This is a genomic window from Terrimonas alba (genome assembly GCF_042434975.1).
GTDB classification, from domain to species: Bacteria; Bacteroidota; Bacteroidia; order Chitinophagales; family Chitinophagaceae; genus Terrimonas_B; species Terrimonas_B alba.
Map to the genome: position 1 here is coordinate 448,027 of NZ_JBHMQM010000002.1, position 18,818 is coordinate 466,844.

The 18,818-nt window shown below is 41.4% G+C and carries 20 protein-coding genes; 8 read left to right on the forward strand and 12 right to left on the reverse strand.

Going from position 1 to position 18,818, the window contains the following annotated elements:
• Nucleotides 1-118: 118 nt before the first annotated feature.
• A complete protein-coding gene (locus ACFEL9_RS06670) occupies nt 119-1,510 on the reverse strand; it encodes an ammonium transporter (protein ID WP_385887433.1) in 1,392 nt (463 codons plus the stop codon).
• Between the two features lie 459 nt (nt 1,511-1,969).
• On the opposite strand from ACFEL9_RS06670, the gene ACFEL9_RS06675 reads away from it, so the two are divergent.
• The 4 genes from ACFEL9_RS06675 to ACFEL9_RS06690 all read left to right on the forward strand — a co-directional run bounded on the left by ACFEL9_RS06675 (nt 1,970) and on the right by ACFEL9_RS06690 (nt 6,757).
• Nucleotides 1,970-2,407, forward strand: a complete 438-nt coding sequence (locus ACFEL9_RS06675) for a single-stranded DNA-binding protein (protein ID WP_385887436.1) — start codon at nt 1,970-1,972, stop codon at nt 2,405-2,407.
• An 85-nt stretch (nt 2,408-2,492) separates the two neighbouring features.
• Nucleotides 2,493-3,572 (forward strand): Ldh family oxidoreductase, encoded by a 1,080-nt coding sequence (locus tag ACFEL9_RS06680; protein WP_385887439.1) that lies wholly within the window; start codon nt 2,493-2,495, stop codon nt 3,570-3,572.
• A gap of 410 nt (nt 3,573-3,982) precedes the next feature.
• Nucleotides 3,983-5,305, forward strand: coding sequence for an aspartate kinase (locus ACFEL9_RS06685; protein ID WP_385887442.1), 1,323 nt, complete (start codon nt 3,983-3,985; stop codon nt 5,303-5,305).
• A gap of 234 nt (nt 5,306-5,539) precedes the next feature.
• Nucleotides 5,540-6,757, forward strand: a complete 1,218-nt coding sequence (locus ACFEL9_RS06690; RefSeq protein ID WP_385887445.1) for a carboxypeptidase-like regulatory domain-containing protein — start codon at nt 5,540-5,542, stop codon at nt 6,755-6,757.
• Between the two features lies 1 nt (nt 6,758).
• Here the strand turns inward: ACFEL9_RS06690 and ACFEL9_RS06695 are convergent, their stop codons facing one another.
• The 5 genes from ACFEL9_RS06695 to ACFEL9_RS06715 form a co-directional block, all read right to left on the reverse strand.
• Nucleotides 6,759-7,226 carry a TonB-dependent receptor plug domain-containing protein gene (locus ACFEL9_RS06695; protein WP_385887447.1) on the reverse strand — a complete coding sequence of 156 codons (468 nt, stop codon included), beginning with the start codon at nt 7,224-7,226 and terminating at the stop codon, nt 6,759-6,761.
• A gap of 73 nt (nt 7,227-7,299) precedes the next feature.
• A complete protein-coding gene (locus tag ACFEL9_RS06700; protein ID WP_385887450.1) occupies nt 7,300-8,079 on the reverse strand; it encodes a glycoside hydrolase family 16 protein in 780 nt (259 codons plus the stop codon).
• 54 nt (nt 8,080-8,133) lie between these two features.
• Nucleotides 8,134-8,538 carry a VOC family protein gene (locus tag ACFEL9_RS06705; RefSeq protein WP_385887453.1) on the reverse strand — a complete coding sequence of 135 codons (405 nt, stop codon included), beginning with the start codon at nt 8,536-8,538 and terminating at the stop codon, nt 8,134-8,136.
• Between the two features lie 169 nt (nt 8,539-8,707).
• Nucleotides 8,708-9,439, reverse strand: coding sequence for a glucosamine-6-phosphate deaminase (locus ACFEL9_RS06710; protein ID WP_385887456.1), 732 nt, complete (start codon nt 9,437-9,439; stop codon nt 8,708-8,710).
• Between the two features lie 12 nt (nt 9,440-9,451).
• Nucleotides 9,452-10,579 (reverse strand): PfkB family carbohydrate kinase, encoded by a 1,128-nt coding sequence (locus ACFEL9_RS06715; protein WP_385887459.1) that lies wholly within the window; start codon nt 10,577-10,579, stop codon nt 9,452-9,454.
• 179 nt (nt 10,580-10,758) lie between these two features.
• Between ACFEL9_RS06715 and ACFEL9_RS06720 the strand changes: the two genes are divergently transcribed.
• Together ACFEL9_RS06720 and ACFEL9_RS06725 are read left to right on the forward strand one after the other, a co-directional pair.
• Entirely contained in the window at nt 10,759-11,685 is a 927-nt protein-coding gene (locus ACFEL9_RS06720) for a c-type cytochrome (protein WP_385887462.1), read from the forward strand.
• 190 nt (nt 11,686-11,875) lie between these two features.
• The gene (locus ACFEL9_RS06725) at nt 11,876-12,703 is read left to right on the forward strand and encodes an ion transporter (protein ID WP_385887465.1); all 828 of its coding nucleotides are present in this window, start codon (nt 11,876-11,878) and stop codon (nt 12,701-12,703) included.
• 14 nt (nt 12,704-12,717) lie between these two features.
• On the opposite strand, the gene ACFEL9_RS06730 is transcribed toward ACFEL9_RS06725, so the two are convergent.
• From ACFEL9_RS06730 to ACFEL9_RS06745, 4 genes are all read right to left on the reverse strand, one after another.
• A complete protein-coding gene (locus ACFEL9_RS06730; protein ID WP_385887467.1) occupies nt 12,718-13,785 on the reverse strand; it encodes a right-handed parallel beta-helix repeat-containing protein in 1,068 nt (355 codons plus the stop codon).
• 234 nt (nt 13,786-14,019) lie between these two features.
• Entirely contained in the window at nt 14,020-14,202 is a 183-nt protein-coding gene (locus ACFEL9_RS06735) for a hypothetical protein (protein WP_385887470.1), read from the reverse strand.
• A 55-nt stretch (nt 14,203-14,257) separates the two neighbouring features.
• Nucleotides 14,258-14,647: a hypothetical protein gene (locus ACFEL9_RS06740; RefSeq protein ID WP_385887472.1), complete on the reverse strand. Its 390-nt coding sequence runs from the start codon at nt 14,645-14,647 to the stop codon at nt 14,258-14,260.
• Between the two features lie 313 nt (nt 14,648-14,960).
• Complete coding sequence (locus ACFEL9_RS06745) at nt 14,961-15,875, reverse strand: sugar phosphate isomerase/epimerase family protein (protein ID WP_385887475.1); 915 nt, start codon at nt 15,873-15,875, stop codon at nt 14,961-14,963.
• A 122-nt stretch (nt 15,876-15,997) separates the two neighbouring features.
• Between ACFEL9_RS06745 and ACFEL9_RS06750 the strand changes: the two genes are divergently transcribed.
• On the forward strand, nt 15,998-16,462 hold the full coding sequence (locus ACFEL9_RS06750) for a DUF4188 domain-containing protein (protein ID WP_385887478.1): 465 nt from the start codon (nt 15,998-16,000) through the stop codon (nt 16,460-16,462).
• Nucleotides 16,463-16,540: 78 nt separating this feature from the next.
• On the opposite strand, the gene ACFEL9_RS06755 is transcribed toward ACFEL9_RS06750, so the two are convergent.
• Together ACFEL9_RS06755 and ACFEL9_RS06760 are read right to left on the reverse strand one after the other, a co-directional pair.
• Nucleotides 16,541-17,188 (reverse strand): hypothetical protein, encoded by a 648-nt coding sequence (locus ACFEL9_RS06755; protein ID WP_385887480.1) that lies wholly within the window; start codon nt 17,186-17,188, stop codon nt 16,541-16,543.
• Between the two features lies 1 nt (nt 17,189).
• Nucleotides 17,190-17,675 (reverse strand): RNA polymerase sigma factor, encoded by a 486-nt coding sequence (locus ACFEL9_RS06760; RefSeq protein WP_385887483.1) that lies wholly within the window; start codon nt 17,673-17,675, stop codon nt 17,190-17,192.
• Between the two features lie 201 nt (nt 17,676-17,876).
• Between ACFEL9_RS06760 and ACFEL9_RS06765 the strand changes: the two genes are divergently transcribed.
• Entirely contained in the window at nt 17,877-18,764 is an 888-nt protein-coding gene (locus ACFEL9_RS06765) for a helix-turn-helix domain-containing protein (protein WP_385887486.1), read from the forward strand.
• Nucleotides 18,765-18,818 lie beyond the last annotated feature (54 nt).

Sequence of the window (18,818 nt, forward strand, 5' to 3'; positions counted from 1 at the left end):
TTTTAGATGTTAAGGAAAGGGCACAGCCGGTATAAACTTTTGTAAAAAAGTTTATACCAACTCATCTGTGCCTTTTCTATTTTAAAATAAGGAGAAACGGGGTAGGGATACTAACCTCTTAATGTGTAACGGTCTTTTCTTCAACAGTACCATTATTATGAACTAATAAAGTACCCTGGAGATATTTTTCATTATGTTGCGAAGCATCAAGACCTTCTTCTTCTTCTTTCTCATTTACCCTCATTGGTAATATCATATTAATTACCTTGAAAAGAATAAAGGAAACAACGAAGCTATAAGTAACAGCCAATGCCATACCTTTTAACTGGATCAGGAATTGACCATCTAATACGAGTGAGTTAACAGTTTTGCTTCCAAAAACACCGGTGAGGAGCATACCAGTCATACCACCGAGGCCATGGCAGGCAAATACATCCAGAGGATCGTCCAGTTTGGTTTTGTGTTTCAGGAATTCAGCAACTACATTCGATACGATAGCCGCTATAAACCCGATGAACAGGGCTTGCGGTACACCAACAAAGCCTGCAGCCGGGGTGATGGCAACAAGACCAACCACCGCACCGATACAAAAGCCAAGTACGGATGGTTTTTTACCACGGATCACATCCCAGAACATCCAGGAAAGACCCGCCGCTGCTGCTGCAGTATTAGTTGTAGCAAATGCGTATACACCTAATGAACCTGCGCCTACGGCACTACCGGCGTTAAAACCAAACCAACCAAACCAAAGTAAACCAGTACCAATTAATACGTAAGGAATATTGGCAGGAGAAGTGGCAGTAGTTGATTTACGTGGTTTCAGCACCAACGCACCAGCCAATGCAGCCATACCTGCTGAAATATGTACTACCGTACCACCCGCAAAATCAAGAACACCCCATTTAAACATCAGGCCATCAGGATGCCATGCCATGTGGGCCAAAGGAGCATATACAAGAGCTCCAAATAAAACAATGAATAGTGTGTAAGAGCTAAAGCGGATACGTTCTGCAACCGCACCAACCACCAGACCCGGAGTGATGATCGCAAACATCAATTGGAAGAATGCGAATAAGGGCAGGGGAATAGTTGCCGCGAGGCTCCAGGGCTCGCCATCCATCACACCTTTAAAGAATAAAAATGTGCTGGGGTCGCCAATAAAACCTCCGATTGATTTTCCAAAGCAAAGACTGAACTGAACAACAATCCAAAGAACTGAAATGATACCAGCTGAAACAGTACTCTTAATCATGGTAGACAAAACGTTTTTACGGCCTACCATTCCGCCATAAAAGAAAGCAAGAGCGGGGGTCATTAAAAAAACAAAAGCACACGACACTAACATCCAGGCAATGTCACCGCTGTTGTAAACGTATTTTGGCGTCTTTCCATCTTCGCCTAATACAGATGCAGGATCAAAGGAGGCTGCAGGGCTTACGAAGATTGCAGCAATTGCGATTCCCAGTAATACGAGGAATGGCGCCACCTGTTTCACAGTTGTTTTACTCATAATCAGAAACGTGGGGTTTATAGTTATTAAGAAAAAATATAATGCAGCAATCGATAGTGTAAATTAGGCCTTTTTTAAATAATAGTTATAAATTATATTGTTTATTTATGCCAGTGTGAAAAAAAGTTGATTTTTGTTAATAAAATTTCCAATTGTTTAAAAATTTAATATGTCGCTCTGACACTATCTGGTAACTATTAATTGATTGCTATTCAAATAAATAGTTTTTTTGAAGTGGTTGGAGCAGTTTTTTTTTCCTAAAAAATGAAGTATCCCATTTGTATTACTAAAATGAATAATATTAATTTTTATGGAAGCATAAATCAATATGGTCTCCCGGGATTCTCAGACCGTTAATATGAAGTGAAAAACTCCCGGTAAGTAGTATCTATGATTTTAAACAATAAGCTTAATTTGCTGCCTTAATTTATTTATTACGTCAATTAAAATTTGAGCACTATGATTAAAATGCAAGTTATCGGTAACCTCGGCAAGGATTGCGTGGTTAACACTGTCAACGGTAAAAACGTTATCAATTTTACAGTTGCCCACACCGAAAAGTATAGAGACAGCCAGGGCAACAACCAGGAGAAAACAACCTGGGTTGATTGTGCCTATTGGACAGATCGTACAGCTATTTCACCGTACCTTACAAAAGGAAAACAGGTTTTTGTAGAAGGGACTCCGGAAGTAAGAAGTTTTACCCGCCAGGATGGAACCGGCGGAGCCTCATTGTCACTAAGGGTTCGTGAGGTGCAGTTGCTGGGTGGCAAAGGTGAAGGTGGCAGCAGTTCACCGTCTTATAGCAGTGGGGCATCATCAGGCAGCAGCTACTCATCACCCAATGTTCCTTCAGCCAGTGAGATTACTGAGCCAATGGATGATCTTCCTTTCTAAACATAACTGATAAGTATTTAAAGTCCTTCCATTTTGGGGAAGGACTTTTTTGTTTTCGGGCTTTATTAATTTTGTTTCTTTGCGCATGCCAGAAAAAAATTTTTCCTACGAAAGACTATCCGGGTTTACTAATCGTGTTTTTCAAAGTATCGGCTGCTCTGCCGATCATGCAACAATCGCAACCAGAACTTTGTTATCTGCCGATTTAAGAGGCGTCGACTCGCATGGTATTGCCCGGCTCAGCGGCTATGTAAGATTATGGGAAGTGAATAGGGTTAACGCTACACCATCTATAAAAGTTATTCATGAAACACCGTCTACTGCCGTGGTGGATGGCGACAGTGGTCTCGGACTAATAGTGGCTCCTTTTGCAATGCAGATAGCCATTGAAAAAGCAAAGAATGTTGGAACAGGGTGGGTAAGCGTTCAAAACAGTAATCATTTTGGCATTGCAGCCTGCCATGCCATGATGGCCCTACAACATGATATGATTGGCATGGCCATGACCAATGCCAGCCCGCTGGTGGCGCCTACTTTTTCCACAGATAAAATGCTCGGCACAAATCCTATTTGTGTAGCGGCTCCCGCTGGTAAAGAGCCTGCATTTGTAGCCGACCTGGCTACTACAACCGCTGCCAACGGGAAGCTGGAAATTTTGCAACGTAAAAATTTAGAAACACCCGACGGTTGGGTGCAGGATAAAGATGGTAATCTTTCCAACGATCCGCATATATTGAAAAAAGGCGGGGCTTTATTACCATTAGGAGGAGATCGTGATCATGGTAGTCACAAAGGCTATGCTCTCGGTGCTATAGTCGATATTTTTTCTGCCCTCCTCAGTGGCGCCAACTATGCACCGTGGGTGCCGCCCTTCCCTGCTTATGTGCCAATGCCATCGCAACAACCCGGAAAAGGTATTGGTCATTTCCTCGGCGCCATGCGTATTGATGCATTTCGGCCTGCCAATGAGTTTAAGCAACATATGGACCATTGGATACAAGGTTTCAGAGCCTGCAAAACAATTCCCGGGGAAGAGAGAGTGTTGGTGCCCGGTGATCCAGAACGGGAAATGGAAGCAGAAAGATCTACAAAGGGTATTAATTTGCTGGATGTGGTTGTCAGGGACCTAAAGGGACTCGCCGAAAAATTCAGCCTGGATTTTTAAAAAAGCAGTGTACCGATGCTGGCAGTAGTCGAAGGTTTGAGCGTTTACGCTATCAACGATGTATATAATCCGGAGGAAAGGCAAACAATACCGGGCTATGATTTTATCGACCTGATTTCTTACAATGATCTGCTCATATGCCGGGTCAGTGATAGCATATGTTATACAATATAGCCGATCGGTTGAAGCCTGTATTTATCACTCATATAACGAATTCATAGCCAGTTGTAAATTTTATTTTTCCATTTGGTAGCAACCCCGCCATCAAATACTTTTGCAACCTAATTTATTTTGATATGAAATGAGCCGTAAAAATTTTCAAGTAATTAATACGATGAAAATTTTAATGGTGAACCTGTCTGCCGACAGGCAAGATTCTATGTGACCAAAGAAAAACTAAAAATATACACATGAAAGTAATGAAGTTTGGTGGCACCAGTGTGGGAAAGCCTGAACGTATGCACCAGATTGTTTCGCTGGTTACAAAAGAAACAGAACCGACGATTGTTGTTTTATCCGCCTTGTCGGGTACTACCAATGCACTGGTAGAAATTGGTGATTATATTGCCAAAAGTGATCGCACGGCAGCCAAACAATCCATTGATAAACTGGAAGCACATTACCAGGCATTCATTACTGATTTATTGAAGAAGCCGGAGACACTTGCAAAGGCAAAGAATATTTTATCAGAACATTTCGAATTCCTGAATATTATTCTCAAAATTTCTTTCAGCGAAGCGTTGAGTAAAGATATTTTAGCGCAGGGTGAATTACTATCAACAAAATTGTTTTGCACTTATTTGGAGGAGCAAGGTGTTGATCATGCATTGTTACCCGCTTTGGAGTTTATGACGATTGATGCGTATGATGAACCGCAGATCGGCAGCATTAAAGTAAGATTGAGCCAACTTTTACAGCAATACAAAGACAAAAAGTTTTTTGTAACGCAAGGATATATTTGCCGTAATTCAAGAGGCGAAGTGGATAATTTAAAAAGAGGCGGAAGCGATTACAGCGCTTCTCTTATCGCTGCTGCCATTAATGCTTCTGTGTGTGAAATATGGACTGACATCGATGGCATGCACAACAACGATCCAAGGGTGGTAAAGAGAACAGTGCCTGTTGAGCAGCTAAGCTTTGATGAAGCCGCTGAGCTGGCTTACTTCGGGGCAAAAATTTTACACCCTGCATCTATTTGGCCGGCGCAGATGTATAAAATCCCGGTGAAGTTATTGAACACTATGCAGCCTACAGCCAAAGGAACATTGATCACCCAGGAGGCTGGTAGTGTTGGGGTGAAAGCCGTTGCGGCCAAAGACAACATCATTGCTATCCGTATTAAGAGCAGTCGTATGTTATTGGCTTATGGTTTCCTGCGTAAAATATTTGAAGTGTTTGAAAAATATCGCACACCCATCGACATGATCACTACTTCGGAAGTAGCAGTTTCGCTGACGATCGATAGCCCCGTTTTCCTGAAAGAAATATTAAAAGAGTTAGAACCATTTGGTACGACGGAAGTAGATCATAACCAGGTAATCATTTCGGTAGTGGGTAATGAAATTTCTCAGACCACAGATATTGTAAAGAAATTATTTGGTTCTATTATGAATATTCCTGTCAGGATGGTCTCTTATGGAGGTAGTCCTCACAATATTTCTTTATTGATAGCTGCTGAAAATAAGGGACGGATACTGCAGCAGCTAAACAGGGGGATGTTTGGCCTGGAATGATTGAGCACTGGATAATTTTAAAGTGAGGCTTTAATAAAACGTATATGCAATAAAGCCTCACTTTTTTTATTGGCCGACATGGAGTTTAGGGATTTTTTCAGAAAAAAATAGTGGATTTATTCCGCCTCAAACAGGTAGCCAGGCCAAATCGGCTGGCATGAATGCGAATATAATCTCGTTGGATATAGAGTTTAACTGATAGTTTCAGTAGCTATTTGATAGTATATTGCCGGCATGTATAAGATGCCGGCCATTTTATTTGTTCAATTATTTTTTTCACTTACTGTTTTATCTCAACGAACCATAAAAGGAAGAGTGGTTGATGCTGCCAGCGGTGAAGCCATTCCCGGAAGCAGCGTTTTTATCAACAATTCATCCAAAGGTGTCATTTCTGATAAAGCCGGTCAGTTTGAAATGCGTGATATTCCTGCAGGCAATCATGAACTCATCATTTCTTCCATTGGCTATGAGACAAGTGTTTTTAGTTTTAGCGCCGATCAATTGCCATTGCAACTAAAAATAGAGTTGCGGGTAAAAGTAAGAGAACTGGAAAATGTAACGGTAGAGCCCTCGGTGGAAGAAGGATGGGATAAATGGGGGAGAATGTTTTCGGAGAGTTTTATAGGCAGTACTCCTAACGCCTTTCACTGTAAGATTAAAAATCCCAAGGCTATCCGCTTTCGTTACTATAAGAAATCAAACCGGGTGATTGCCTATTCAGATGAACCCATTATTGTAGAGAACAAAGCTCTGGGCTATATCATTCGGTACCAGATGGAAGACTTTGAAGTGAATTTTAAGAGTGGTACCAGTTCCTTTGCAGGTTATCCTTTTTTTGAAGAAATGGATAAGAATCGTAAAAAATGGGGACGTAACCGGGAGAAAGCCTATAGCGGATCGATGATGCATTTTATGCGTAGTGTCTATAACAATCAGCTGACCGAAGAAGGTTTTGAAGTTCGGCGTATGAAAAAAGTTTTGAATACAGAAAAGGAAAGAGTAAAAAAAATATATGCTTTGCTGCGTCATTCCGGGAGTAGTGATATATCGAAAAATAAGTTAGATAGCCTGCAAAAAGATTCTGTTGATTACTATCAGCGGGTGTTACGACAAAAGGATTACACGGAAGTGTATGAGGCCGCCACGTTGACCAGCGATAGCCTGGTGGCAAAGCAGGAAGCGGGTTATAAAATAATTTTTTTTAGCGATTATCTCTTTATAACGTATAAGAAGGAAATGGAAGACAGGTCCTACCTGGATTTTTTTCATGAAAAAAGATCACCTGCTTTCCAGCGTTCGTATATCTGGTTAACTAATGGAAATGCCGTCGGAATTGATGCGAACGGAAGTTGTTATCCGCCACAGGAAGTTTTTTCAACAGCTTATTGGGGATGGGAAGAAAAAATGGCCAATATGTTGCCATTGGATTACTGGCCTGAAACGAAAGAGTAAATTACTCTTCCGTAAGCTCTTCGTCATCGCCGGTCTTGGTGTAAACTGCAATCACGCCTCCACCACCTCCATAGGTCAAAACAGAAGGTCCCTTTATAATTTTTATCATGGCGATATCTGCAACAGGCAAGGCATTCAGGAAGTCGTAGTCTACCCGCATTTCATTTAAATATACTACGGCCCTTTGATTGCGAATAAAAGGAATACGACTATTAAAACGGGTCGTATAAACTTGTAAGCCCGCTACTCTTCCTTGTAACCAATCCAGTATATTGAAATAAGCTAATGCTGAGGCATTTACTCCTTCATCTAAAAAGTCAAAATAGTCGCCATGCGTGGTTGAGAATAAGGCGCTGCAATATTTTTCGTTTAAAATTTCCGCCTTTGTTTTGGGTTGGGAAATTCTTTTTTGAGCCACAGCGCTAAGCAACGGAATGATTAATAGCAAGACAAAAACTAATCTCTTCATATCTCTTTCCTCCTTATACAATTTACGAAACTATTGTGTTAGAGGATGGTTAAGAGTTATGGCTCGCTACGTCTTATTGCTGATAAACCCGCACATAATCAATTTCCATTTTTTGCGGCCAGATATTTTCATCCACACCCATTTTACCTCCCCAGTTGCCACCCACAGCTATGTTTAAGAGTAAATGCATTTTATTATCGAAGGGCCACGCATCATAACCTGAATGTTCATTGGCAAAATGAAAATAATAGCTACCATCCACCGCTACTTTCAACGAATCCTTGTTCCATTCCATGCTATACACGTGAAAGTTTTCAGAACAATCTTTTACCAGAACAGTATCTGTTTTTTGGGTGCCAATAACGTGGTTGAATTTCTTAGTATGTACGGAACCGTGAACAAATCCCTGGTTATAACCCACATGTTCCATAATATCAATCTCACCATCATCGGGCCAGTTGAGCGGCGTGGTTGAAGCGAGCATCCAGATGGCCGGCCAGGTGCCCAGACCTTTTGGCAGTTTTGCTTTCACTTCAATTTTTCCATATTGCCAATCAGCTTTTCCTTTTGTAATCAACCGGGCTGAAGTATATTTCATACTATCCCAGTTTTCTTTCCGGGCCTCAATGGTGAGCATACCATTTTCCACTCTTGCATTTTCTTTTCTCCCGGCTGTGTAATACTGGAGTTCATTATTCCCCCACCCGTGGCCGCCCACTTCAGCTGTCCACTTTGTTGAGTCGGGCAAGCCCGAGTAATTGAATTCATCACTCCAAACTAATTTCCATTTATCTTTTTGGCCACAGGAGTAAAGAAAAGTCAGCATCAGGCACGGTAGAATTTTTAGTATCATCGGTTTTTGTTTTTAAAGAAGGTTGAAACAGTTTGAAAACAGATTGTTTAAAATTTATGAAGGATAGACACAGGTGACCTCGATCCTGTTTTGATCCGGGTCCAACGTTTCAAATTCATAGTACCCGTCACCGGTTTTTCTTGGGCCACTGAGAATAGGAAATCCATCCGCAGCCAGTTGTTTTGCTTTTGCATCTACCTCATCCATAGTATCAACACCAAACGCAAGGTGGATGATACCGAGATGCTGTTTTTGTTTGGTATCATTCTGATTGGTAGGCAAACCGGGCATCGTCATTACTTCAAGCCTGGCACCGGATGCAAAACTTAAAAAATAACTATGAAATTGTTTTTGATGATTGCTGTATCTATCGTTTGGTTTTGCATCAAAATATTTTATATAATAGTTTTTCAACACTTCCAGTTGGTTGGTCCATATGGCAACATGTTCCAATATCATAGTGATAAATATTAACGCTGAAGATACATATTTTAAAGGGCTGAGCTGATCAGCCGCTTGATGATATTCATTAAATTTTATACGGCGTTTTAATGTCCGTGCAGGAAAAAATAAGAAAATAGAGTGGCCTTACTTTATTGGCTTCGCTCAATCTCATCACTTTTCTAAACTATTTTTTATTTAACAGCGAAGCAGCGCCTTCGTCTACCATCACAAACCCATTGAGATGTATTTGCATAATACTGGCGGGGAATTTATTTGTCACTTTTCCCTCAACTGTCTTTTTTATCACTTCGGCTTTTTTGTTTCCATTAGCTATTAATATCGCCTTCCTGGATTCGAGAAGGTGCTGTAGTCCCAATGTAATTCCCTGTTGCAATGCAACAGTTGTTTTGAAATATTTTTGGCCAACCATTAGTGTTGTTTCATCCAGGTCAATGACGTGAGAGTAATTATGGAAGGATACGCCAGGTTCATTAAAGCCAATATGACCATTCATGCCGATGCCAACGATCATCAGGTCAATGCCACCATTTTTTGCGATGATGGTATCCATTTTACGGCATTCGTTATCCAGGTTATTTGACATGGCATCAAACAAATGTGTTTGTGCCGGTAACAGGCTCAACGGTTCAAACACTTCATGACGGAAAAAGTAGTGGCAACTTCCCTCATTTGAAAGGGGAATGCCGACCCATTCATCGAGGCCAATAAAAACGATCTTGCCGGTGTCGACTTGCTGACTCTTTGCTTTTTGCACCAGCAACTGACAAGTGAGCCTGGGTGTGTCGCCGGATGCAAAGCATATGACAGCGTTTGGTTTTCCTTTTATCAATTCAATTGTTTCATCGGCTGCTGCATCTGACAGGGCGGTATAACCCGGATAAACTTTTAACTCCATCCCGAAATGATTTTAAACGTTTTCAAAAAAATCAATAATCTCATTAGTGTCAGCACTTTTAGCTTCTCTTACATAATAACCCGAAAAAGCATTGGCCAGCCACAAGGATTCTTCGGTATCTAATTGTAGTAATTGTGCAGTGCAAAACCCTGCGTTGAAATTGTCACCTGCGCCGGTTGATATTTTTGGATTACCGGTATAAAAAGTTTTGACGCTAACAACATTTTTTTTTGTAACGGCAAGCGTTTCTTTGGAACTGTGCAGGACCAATTCATGGATATCCAACTTTTCAAACAAACAGACGGCTGTTTTAACGGAGTCAGCATTATCATTTGTCAGAGACAATGTCCTGGAAATAACGCCGGCTTCATTTTTATTTAGACTTAAAATAACTTCACTGTGCCGGCCAAATTCTTTCAATAATTGAAGGGCTTCATTTATTGATTCAGTACTTCGCTTTGAACAATCAGACAGGTCAACAAATACAGTTTGCCTTTTTCCGGAAGAGGATGACGGGAAGATATCTTTTAACAGGCCTTTCCAAATGTCCGTGGAGACATCGATCTCACTCCAGTTGAGTAAACAAATAAGATCGCTTTCTTTAAAAAGTTGATCCAGCGTTTCTATACCGATCCTGTTTTTTATTTCTTCCCAGCCAGTGGTGTTTAAGGCACCCATGTCACCCAGCAGCATCTTTCCATCGGCAAATTCCAATGCCGTTGTACTGCCGGGATTGGCAAAACTGTATAGGCGGCAATTAGGCGGAAAATTAAAGAATGGCTCTGGTTGGGGATACCCAAGAGCGCCTATGCAATTTACCTTCATGCCAAACTTACCCAGTGCATTCGCCATGATCGGCATATTGCCACCCAGTTTTATACTTTGGCTTGACAATTCAAGACTAAAGCTGGCGCCTTTCTTTTCGAGAATATAGTTTCCAAACTCTTCAATGGTGTTGAACAGTGTAGCTGTTTGTTGGTCTTTTTCTTTTATCACTTTAGCGAGGGAATCTACAAAACCATCAAAACCGGCGGTCACTATTTTTTTCTTTAAAATTTCCCCGCTATTCCTGATGGCCTCTATCAGGTGAGTCTTTTTTTTACCGGGTATAGAAATGGTATCAGTTGAACTGTTTATCATTAGCAAGTTATCGTTGTGCAGGTAAGGGGTAAAGTTAATGAACTTGAAGATTGGATAGAGGGCAATACAAGGCTTTTACATCCATGTTCATTTCATCCAGTATTACACGCAATTCAACCACTATAACATTCGTAAACAAAATCGCTGATTATAATTTGGCCGCATTAAACCCAAATTTCATGCGCAGGCTAAAAAAGATTTTGAAATGGACAGGTCTTGTCCTGTTGTTCCTGGTTCTCGGCATCACTGTTACGGTGATGGCAAGGCAAAATTTAAAATATGAAGGTCCTTACCCGACTATAACCGCATCTGCTGACACGAATGTGATCTTGCGTGGCAAACATTTAGTTTTTGGTGCGGCCCATTGTGCCGATTGTCACAGCAAGACCAATGCTGATTCACTACTCAACCTTGGACAGGATGTACCCCTTTCAGGCGGCGTCGTTTTTAATCTGCCGGTCGGGAAGATTTACTCAAAAAATATTACGCCTGATAAAGAAACCGGGATTGGCAAATATACCGACGCCGAAATTGCAAGAGCCCTGCGATATGGCGTTCATCCCAACGGAACGGTGGTTTTTGATTTTATGCCATTTCACAATATGTCTGATGAAGACCTGACAGCTATCATTTCTTACCTGCGTGCACAAAAGCCTGTTCGTAATGAAGTGCCGGATCATAGCCTGAATATGCTGGGCAAAGCAGTAAAAGCTTTTATGGTGAAACCAGTAGGCCCAAATGGTGAAGTGCCAAAAGAAGTGGCTGCAGACAGTACAGCTGCTTATGGAAAATATTTGGCAAACAATGTAGCTAATTGCGGTGGTTGCCATACACAAAGAACACTGAGCGGCGAGTTTACCGGTGAACCCTTTGCTGGTGGAAGTGAAATTGAAGGCTTTGTTACTCCCAACCTCACCACGGATTCAAGCAGCCGCATCTTTGGTTGGTCCGAAAAGAGTTTTGTAGACCGGTTTAGAATAGGAAGGTTGGTGCCAAAGAGTCCAATGCCATGGACGGCTTTCAAACGCATGACCGATACAGAATTGAAGGCGATTTATGCTTACCTGAAAACCGTACCGGCTGCAAAAACTAACTTGAAAAAATAATGGGCGATGAGAAGCGAAGACATATACTACTGTTAACATCATCCCTTCGGGCAAGGTTCAAATTAGTAACATTAAACAAAAACACCTGCATCAGGCAAAGCAACTATTACTCAATTAATTTTACTCCATAGGTGCAATAATATTTGGATCGATTATTCACTAACTTTAAGACAACCAAAAACTGTCTTCAGTGAGATATCATGAAAGTAAAAGAAAGGTGCATATCCTCCTTCATCCTGAATTAGGTGATACAAAATGGGATAAGATTCTCAATGGCTTTATTATCACTCTTATCATTCTGAATATAACAGCTGTCATGCTGGAGACTGTTCCGTCTATTCACGATCCAAATGCAAAGTTCTTCCACGTTTTTGACGTGGTATCTGTGATTATTTTCACCATCGAATATGTGCTTCGGGTGTGGAGCAGTAATCATGACCGGCGCTATGCACACAGTTTTCATGGGCGTATCCGGTATATGCTTTCAACCGATGCCCTGATTGACCTGCTGGCTATTCTTCCCTTTTATGTACACATTTTTATCGGGTTCGATCTGCGGGTACTGCGTATTTTCCGTTTGCTCCGTTTTCTGAGGTTGTTTAGATTAACGGCTTATATGCGATCGGCACAGATGGTAAAGAATGTATTTAAGACCAGGGCCAGTGAATTAAAATTAAGTCTTGTGCTGATTTTGTTTTTTATCATCATGGCTTCCTGCCTGCTTTATTTTGCAGAGCACCTGGCGCAACCGCAAGTATTTTCAAGTATTCCGGCTACTATCTGGTGGGCGGTTGTCACCGCTACCTCGGTGGGTTATGGTGATATGGTGCCAATAACTCCGCTGGGCAAAATCCTGAGTGGCCTTGTTTCGTTATCCGGTTTAGCCGTTTTTGCTTTACCGGCAGGCATCATCACAGCCGGTTTCCTGGAAGAGATCAGGAAACTGAAATCACCTAAAAAGCATGTTTGCCCGCATTGCGGTGGGTCGTTGGATCATACCGGACATGCAGGGGAGTAAATGGGCCTGTTTTATTACTTTCTAATCTGCAGCAGTTCCCCGGGAGTAATAAAAGTGATGAGGTGTGAAGGAACATTCATTTCTTCCAGGCTGATTACAACCGGGGGCTCCCATAAGGTGCCGGCGCAGTTGCCAGCGTTCCAGCCCATGTTCATATAACCTGTTTTATCAGTCCAGTTAATTTTATTTCCTTTTACATTAATATCGTAACAGGCAATACCCGTTTGTGCCCAAACATATAAAGGGTTATTGGTAAATGATTGTTGCCGGCCATATATCTTGTTATTGAGAATAGTGATACTGCTGCCACCCGCTATCGCTATGCCGTATTGGCCGGGATCTACTAATGTATTATTTTCTACAAGGAAATAACTTCCTCCCTGGTCACCCGTCATGATACCGCCGCCGGAGATCGACGGGCCACCACCCCTGAAAATATTATTGCGTACTATAATCGGGCTTGAGGCAGTTCCATTACTCATGTATAACGATATCAGATCTTCCGGATCACTTTCATCCAGGAAATTTTCGCCCCTGTTATTTTCGATGATATTGCCTTCGCCGGTTACCTGGTTGAATTGTACAAACTGCCCCCGGCTTCCATCTTCCCGTTTGCGAACATTGACAAACTGGTTGTTGATGACTTTTATCACCTGTGAATTCATTACATACACTCCGGACTGTGCATGGTTAAATAAACAATTTTCAATGGTAATATTTGATGAGCTCTCTATATTGATGGCTTCTAATGCCGATTTATTGAAAAGGCAATTGCGTATCGTAATATTTGAACTCTTCTTGACATAAATGGAGATGCTGTCACTATTTTCAAATTGTACATTTTCGATCAGCACATTCGACTGCTCATAAATAAATTTTGAGCCTGTTTTGGGTAATGCGAGGTAATTGATAGTTGCAGGAGCGGGGGCAGGTACAGGAGTGTTGGTAGTTGGCATGGTTGGAGTGGTGGTTGGCTTCCTTCTTTTATACTCCAGAGATTTGCTACACGAAACCAGGAGCAGGAACAGGGACAAAACGGTTACGAGGTTTTGTAGCCGAAAGAACTTCAGTTGTAAAAACATAAACAGAAAGTTTTTGAATTTTTATAAGATTAACACCAATCAGCAGGGGAGTACAGACAGACAAATTCTTTCAGGGGGTAGAATCGACAAAGTTTTAAAGTAACGAAAAATATTAATTGTGATAAAAAAACGTGAATAAGTTTTTCCGCTCCCCCTGATTTTGTTTGAAAAATAATGTAATATGACCGGGACCCGTTTCGATACCTGTCTATTTTTGACCGCGAGAGTAGTTACCTAAAAGCTTCTTTCAAAAAAAAGATCCCGGCTGTCTTTTGAGAGGAAAATAGCAACATTAATAAGTCTTTGCTTAAAAATAAGTGTAGGTCTTACCACGACGCTTCCTTCGCTGACAACCGCTTTCTTCGTGCTGATTCTATCCTTACTGTTGAAAAGTGTATGAATAAGTTGTATTGCCAACCGAATAACCATTTGCGGAAGTCAGAAAGGACACGGAAGAGATAATTACAACCGGTTAAACTGAAATTATTTTACTTAGGAATTTGTCAATGCTGCGATGCTCTTTCACATATTCTTTTATCGCCTCAATTATGCTGCAGAAAGGGCCCCGGATCCGGGAAAAGTCGGCACTTAATTTTTCTTCCCGGTAGATATACGTCCGGATGGCACATTTGATAGAATCGACGGTAATGATAAAATAATGCTGGCGTTCTAAACCATCATCATTGATATAGGTTACTCCTTCAATAGGGATGAAGATTTCGAAGCCACCATTAAATTTGGTGCCCTCCATCATCGTGCCGGGTAATTTATATTGTAAGCCTTCCACCAGATCTTCCAATGTAAGATCCATAGCTTTTGGATAGCGGGTGAGCCAGCAAATGAGGTGCTTATTGAGGTACATGATTAAGATAACTTTTCGGTTCGTGTTCTTTGTCCAATAAATATTTGAAAAAAATCGGGTAGTTCCAATAAAAAGTAAATAAAATAGCGGTTTTCAAACAAAAAATTATCATCAATCAATGTTATGGCCTTCTACAGCAACACGATAGAGAAAATCTATTATATGTGACAGGCTGAGTAGTCGATGAATGTAGAGAAAGTCCGGATAAAGCCCCGTATTTAACTGCTGAAACAACAGATTTAATGCGGTTGGCCCTTTCTTTTCAAGCTGATATCAACAAAAAGTTCGGATACTTCACTGAAGCCAGGCAATCTTATCCCAGGTACTTCTCAAGATGTTTTTTGAAGTAGGCCGCACTATCCGTAATACTTTGCATGGGGTTTTTCGCAAAATTGCCACCCTGTTCTATGTAATAGTATTGAAGGCCGGCTTGGGATGCTTCAGGCAGAATGACGGTAAAGTCAATAGAGCCATTACCCAATTCCGAATAATCGCGGGTTGTTTTGTCCATATCTTTTATATGCCACATCACGAAACGACCCGGCTGTTTTTTAAACAACTCAGCCGGACTCAGTTTTGATGAATGCATCACCCAATAAAGATCCATTTGAAGTTTGACAAGCGCAGGATCTGTTTCATTCATGATGATGTTATAGCCGTTCTCACCGCCATAATCCACAAATTCAAAATCATGATTGTGATAAGCAAATCCCAATCCGGCTTTGTTCACCCGTTCACCAATAGTATTTAATTTTCCGGCCAGTGCATGAAAGTTTTCAAGGGTTCTGAAAGCAGGATCGAGCCAGGGCCAGGTAATATAACGCTGACCCAGCGCATGGGCGCCTTCGATGCATTGATCAGCGTAGCGCATCAAAGCATCAGCGGGTTTATCGAAAAATTTGGTGAAATCATAGTGGCCACTGGTGGTGATCATGTTGTGATCCGCAAGCAATTGTTTGAATGCGGCGGCTTTTAATCCATAATACTTACCCTTTTCCGGTTCGTAGCCATAGGTTTCACAATCTTCATAACCGATGGCCGCGATTTTTTTTATCGTGCCACTTAGATCCTTCGCCAGCGGCTCACGTATCGTGAAGAGTTGCAGACCCATTTTATATTTGGGGGACGAAGCAGTACTGATGCCGTGTATAGCGAGTATAGAGGCAGATACCAGCGATGTTGACTGAACAATAAAATCTCTCCGGTTAATGCATTTCTTTTTTGCCATTTCAGTTGATCTTGATTTGTGTAATTTATGTTAGTTCCCCGTGCCTACAAAATCAAGAACCCGGCCTGGTAGAAAATCTAATTTCATTTTAGTAACTTATCAGAACATAAAAATTTTTAGCTATGCCAAAAACAATCAACCAACGTATGACGGTAAAGTTGGAAGGTGATTTCGTTGTCTTCCTTATTGGTATGCGGATCAATAAATTCTGGAAAATACACAAATGGTTGCCTGTAGCGAGAGCCATGCCGCGGATGCTGAATGAGCTGAAAGCAAAAGACAGTAGCGAAACAGGATTTCTTGGCGCCGAATTCAGTTTTGGAACGATTGTTCAGTATTGGCGATCCTTTGAAGATCTTGAAGCTTATGCTAAAGACAGGGATGCGTTACACTATCCTGCATGGAAAGAATTTAATACTAAAGTGAGAAGCAATGGCGATGTAGGTATCTGGCACGAAACTTATAAAGTGCATGCCGGCGAATATGAATGCATCTACAATAATATGCCGCCGAAAGGATTAGGCAAGGTGGGAGAACTGGTACCTATTTCCGGTAAACTGGAGTCTGCGGGAGATAGAATTAAGTGATAATAGGTGTAGGCGTCTTTATCCTACACCTTATAAAACAAATTTACTCATTGTCCCGATCTGCAGTTACAGGCCTTCTTAACTGGCTGCTGATTCTCCTAATTCTGAAGAAAGTGCCTTTAATTCATTCAACTCTTTCAGATCATTTTCAAAACCCTCTTTTTTCCTGTTTTTAAACGCTCCAAATTTAAAAGCCAGGAAATAAATAAGAAAAATTATGCCGATCATCAATGCCGTTTCTCCCAATGCCGGCCACAGCTCCTTATGCTCCAACTTTTTTGGTAAGAAAGAGAATACAGTTGAAATGCCGGCCAGCAACATAATGATGCCAAAGGAGGCCTGTATTTTTTTGTTTTTCTCATACTCTTCAATGGTTCTCTTTAAGAAAGTGCCAAGGTCAGCTTTGTTTATATCTACTGTAAAGTTCCGAAGGCTGTTGACCAGCGAGATGATGGCCAGGATCACACCCACTGCCAATACACCATAAGGTATGTATTGCCATGTTTGAGTGAAATCAAAAGGATTGCCGGCAAAAACTCCGCCCAGGAATACAAGGACGACGATCATCCATACCATATAGAGCCAGTTTTCCCGCCTGATTGCAGATACCCTCGACCGGGATCTTTCTTTCAGCATACTCAGGATAAGTCGATCATTCAGTCGCTGCGAAAACACAAGCTTTTGATTGTATTGCTGCCATGCGCCTTTTAATTCTTCAATTGTCATTTTAATTTGTTTTAATGGTTTTATTTAATTTATTTTTTATGCGGTTGAGCCGGACACCCACATTGCTGGTGGAAATACCGATGATCTCACTGATCTCATCATAGCTCTTTTCATCGAGGTACAACAGGATGATGGCTTTTTCTATTTCCGATAACCTGTCGATGGCCTGATGCAAAAGTTTCCTGCTTTCGTTTTCATCAGTTGCAATTGAAAGATCCGGTATCTCCAATTCTTCCAGGTCAAGGGGCTTTTTGTGCGGGCTTCGGTTTTCCTTGCGGAGATTGGAGATTGCAGTATTGAGCGCCACCTTATAGATCCAGGTACTATCGGCTGACTCTTTTCTGAAGCCGGCATACGATTTCCAAAGTTGTAACACTACTTCCTGGAACAGGTCCCTGCAACTCTCAGGATCGCGGCAGTACAAATTGCATACTTTAAATATTAATGCCCTGTAATCGTTGACCAGTTCAATGAATTTTTTTTCCATCCGGGTTTGTGGCTTTATACATTAGTCGGCCCCGCAATGAATTTCTTACAGTTTTAGGGGATTTTTTTATTTACCGCGGAATTAAATGCGGGAAAGCAATTTGATGACGGTGAAACGGCCAGGCAAGAAAGTTCAACTGTGTAAAACTGCGGCTATTTACGGCCATTTTTTTAACTTAGTAAAAGCAATTAAGCCGGCGTTATGCTAAACTTCTACGACCATGTAAGAGCCCACCCGGAACAGCTTAAGCAATTTTCCTGTAAAGATTTATTATTTCTGATCAATGAATGTCCTCCTGAGTTTAAAAAAGGAGAGGAGTGGGCGGAGCATAATGTTTTTATTTATGTGATGACCGGGCGACACAACCTGTACAGTCGTGAACATGAGTGGTATCTAAAAGCCGGTTCCACTATGTTCGTAAAGAAAGGAGGCCTGGGAGTAGAAAGAGTAGACGATGATAGTTTTTGTGCATTGATGTTTTATGTTCCCGACAAATACATTTGTTCCTTTGTCAGAGAAAATATAGCCCTCTTTCCTCCCGTCGACCTGGCAATGCTTTCAGCACAGAAAGTGCTGCCGGTGCATACTACAGAGGTGATGGAAGCTTTTTATCAATCGGTGCTTGCCTATTTTTCATTGACCACTCAACCTCCCGAAAACCTGGTGGAATTAAAATTCAGGGAGCTATTGCTTCATATTATCACCAATAAGGAAAACAGGGAACTAACAGCTTATTTCTACCGGCTGGCAATGACCGGTATGGACGATCTGCAGGAAATTATGGAAACTAATTGTCTTTACAACCTGCAGTTGCAGGAATATGCGCGGCTTTGTCACCGGAGTTTATCTACATTTAAAAGGGATTTCCAGGCGAGGTTTGGCAATTCACCCGGACGGTGGCTGCTGGAAAAAAGACTGGGTGCTGCGGCAAAACTCTTAAAACAACCTGGTATGCAGGTGATGGACGTGGCGCAGGAAAGCGGATTTAAAAACATCGCTCATTTTGACAAAGTATTTAAGAAACAATTCGGCCAATCTCCGCTACAATACAGGAAACAATTTTTTGCCAACAGCATCTCGCTATCCTGACCCGGAATATTGAACTCTATGGTAAAATTTTTGAACTGCAAAGCATATCCATTT

Coding starts and splice junctions, on each gene's coding strand:
- ACFEL9_RS06670 (WP_385887433.1), bottom strand. CDS start 1,510: ATGAGTAAAACAACTGTGAAACAGGTGGCGCCATTCCTCGTATTACTG.
- ACFEL9_RS06675 (WP_385887436.1), top strand. CDS start 1,970: ATGATTAAAATGCAAGTTATCGGTAACCTCGGCAAGGATTGCGTGGTT.
- ACFEL9_RS06680 (WP_385887439.1), top strand. CDS start 2,493: ATGCCAGAAAAAAATTTTTCCTACGAAAGACTATCCGGGTTTACTAAT.
- ACFEL9_RS06685 (WP_385887442.1), top strand. CDS start 3,983: ATGAAAGTAATGAAGTTTGGTGGCACCAGTGTGGGAAAGCCTGAACGT.
- ACFEL9_RS06690 (WP_385887445.1), top strand. CDS start 5,540: ATGTATAAGATGCCGGCCATTTTATTTGTTCAATTATTTTTTTCACTT.
- ACFEL9_RS06695 (WP_385887447.1), bottom strand. CDS start 7,226: ATGAAGAGATTAGTTTTTGTCTTGCTATTAATCATTCCGTTGCTTAGC.
- ACFEL9_RS06700 (WP_385887450.1), bottom strand. CDS start 8,079: ATGATACTAAAAATTCTACCGTGCCTGATGCTGACTTTTCTTTACTCC.
- ACFEL9_RS06705 (WP_385887453.1), bottom strand. CDS start 8,538: ATGATATTGGAACATGTTGCCATATGGACCAACCAACTGGAAGTGTTG.
- ACFEL9_RS06710 (WP_385887456.1), bottom strand. CDS start 9,439: ATGGAGTTAAAAGTTTATCCGGGTTATACCGCCCTGTCAGATGCAGCA.
- ACFEL9_RS06715 (WP_385887459.1), bottom strand. CDS start 10,579: ATGATAAACAGTTCAACTGATACCATTTCTATACCCGGTAAAAAAAAG.
- ACFEL9_RS06720 (WP_385887462.1), top strand. CDS start 10,759: ATGCGCAGGCTAAAAAAGATTTTGAAATGGACAGGTCTTGTCCTGTTG.
- ACFEL9_RS06730 (WP_385887467.1), bottom strand. CDS start 13,785: ATGTTTTTACAACTGAAGTTCTTTCGGCTACAAAACCTCGTAACCGTT.
- ACFEL9_RS06740 (WP_385887472.1), bottom strand. CDS start 14,647: ATGTACCTCAATAAGCACCTCATTTGCTGGCTCACCCGCTATCCAAAA.
- ACFEL9_RS06745 (WP_385887475.1), bottom strand. CDS start 15,875: ATGGCAAAAAAGAAATGCATTAACCGGAGAGATTTTATTGTTCAGTCA.
- ACFEL9_RS06750 (WP_385887478.1), top strand. CDS start 15,998: ATGCCAAAAACAATCAACCAACGTATGACGGTAAAGTTGGAAGGTGAT.
- ACFEL9_RS06755 (WP_385887480.1), bottom strand. CDS start 17,188: ATGACAATTGAAGAATTAAAAGGCGCATGGCAGCAATACAATCAAAAG.
- ACFEL9_RS06760 (WP_385887483.1), bottom strand. CDS start 17,675: ATGGAAAAAAAATTCATTGAACTGGTCAACGATTACAGGGCATTAATA.
- ACFEL9_RS06765 (WP_385887486.1), top strand. CDS start 17,877: ATGCTAAACTTCTACGACCATGTAAGAGCCCACCCGGAACAGCTTAAG.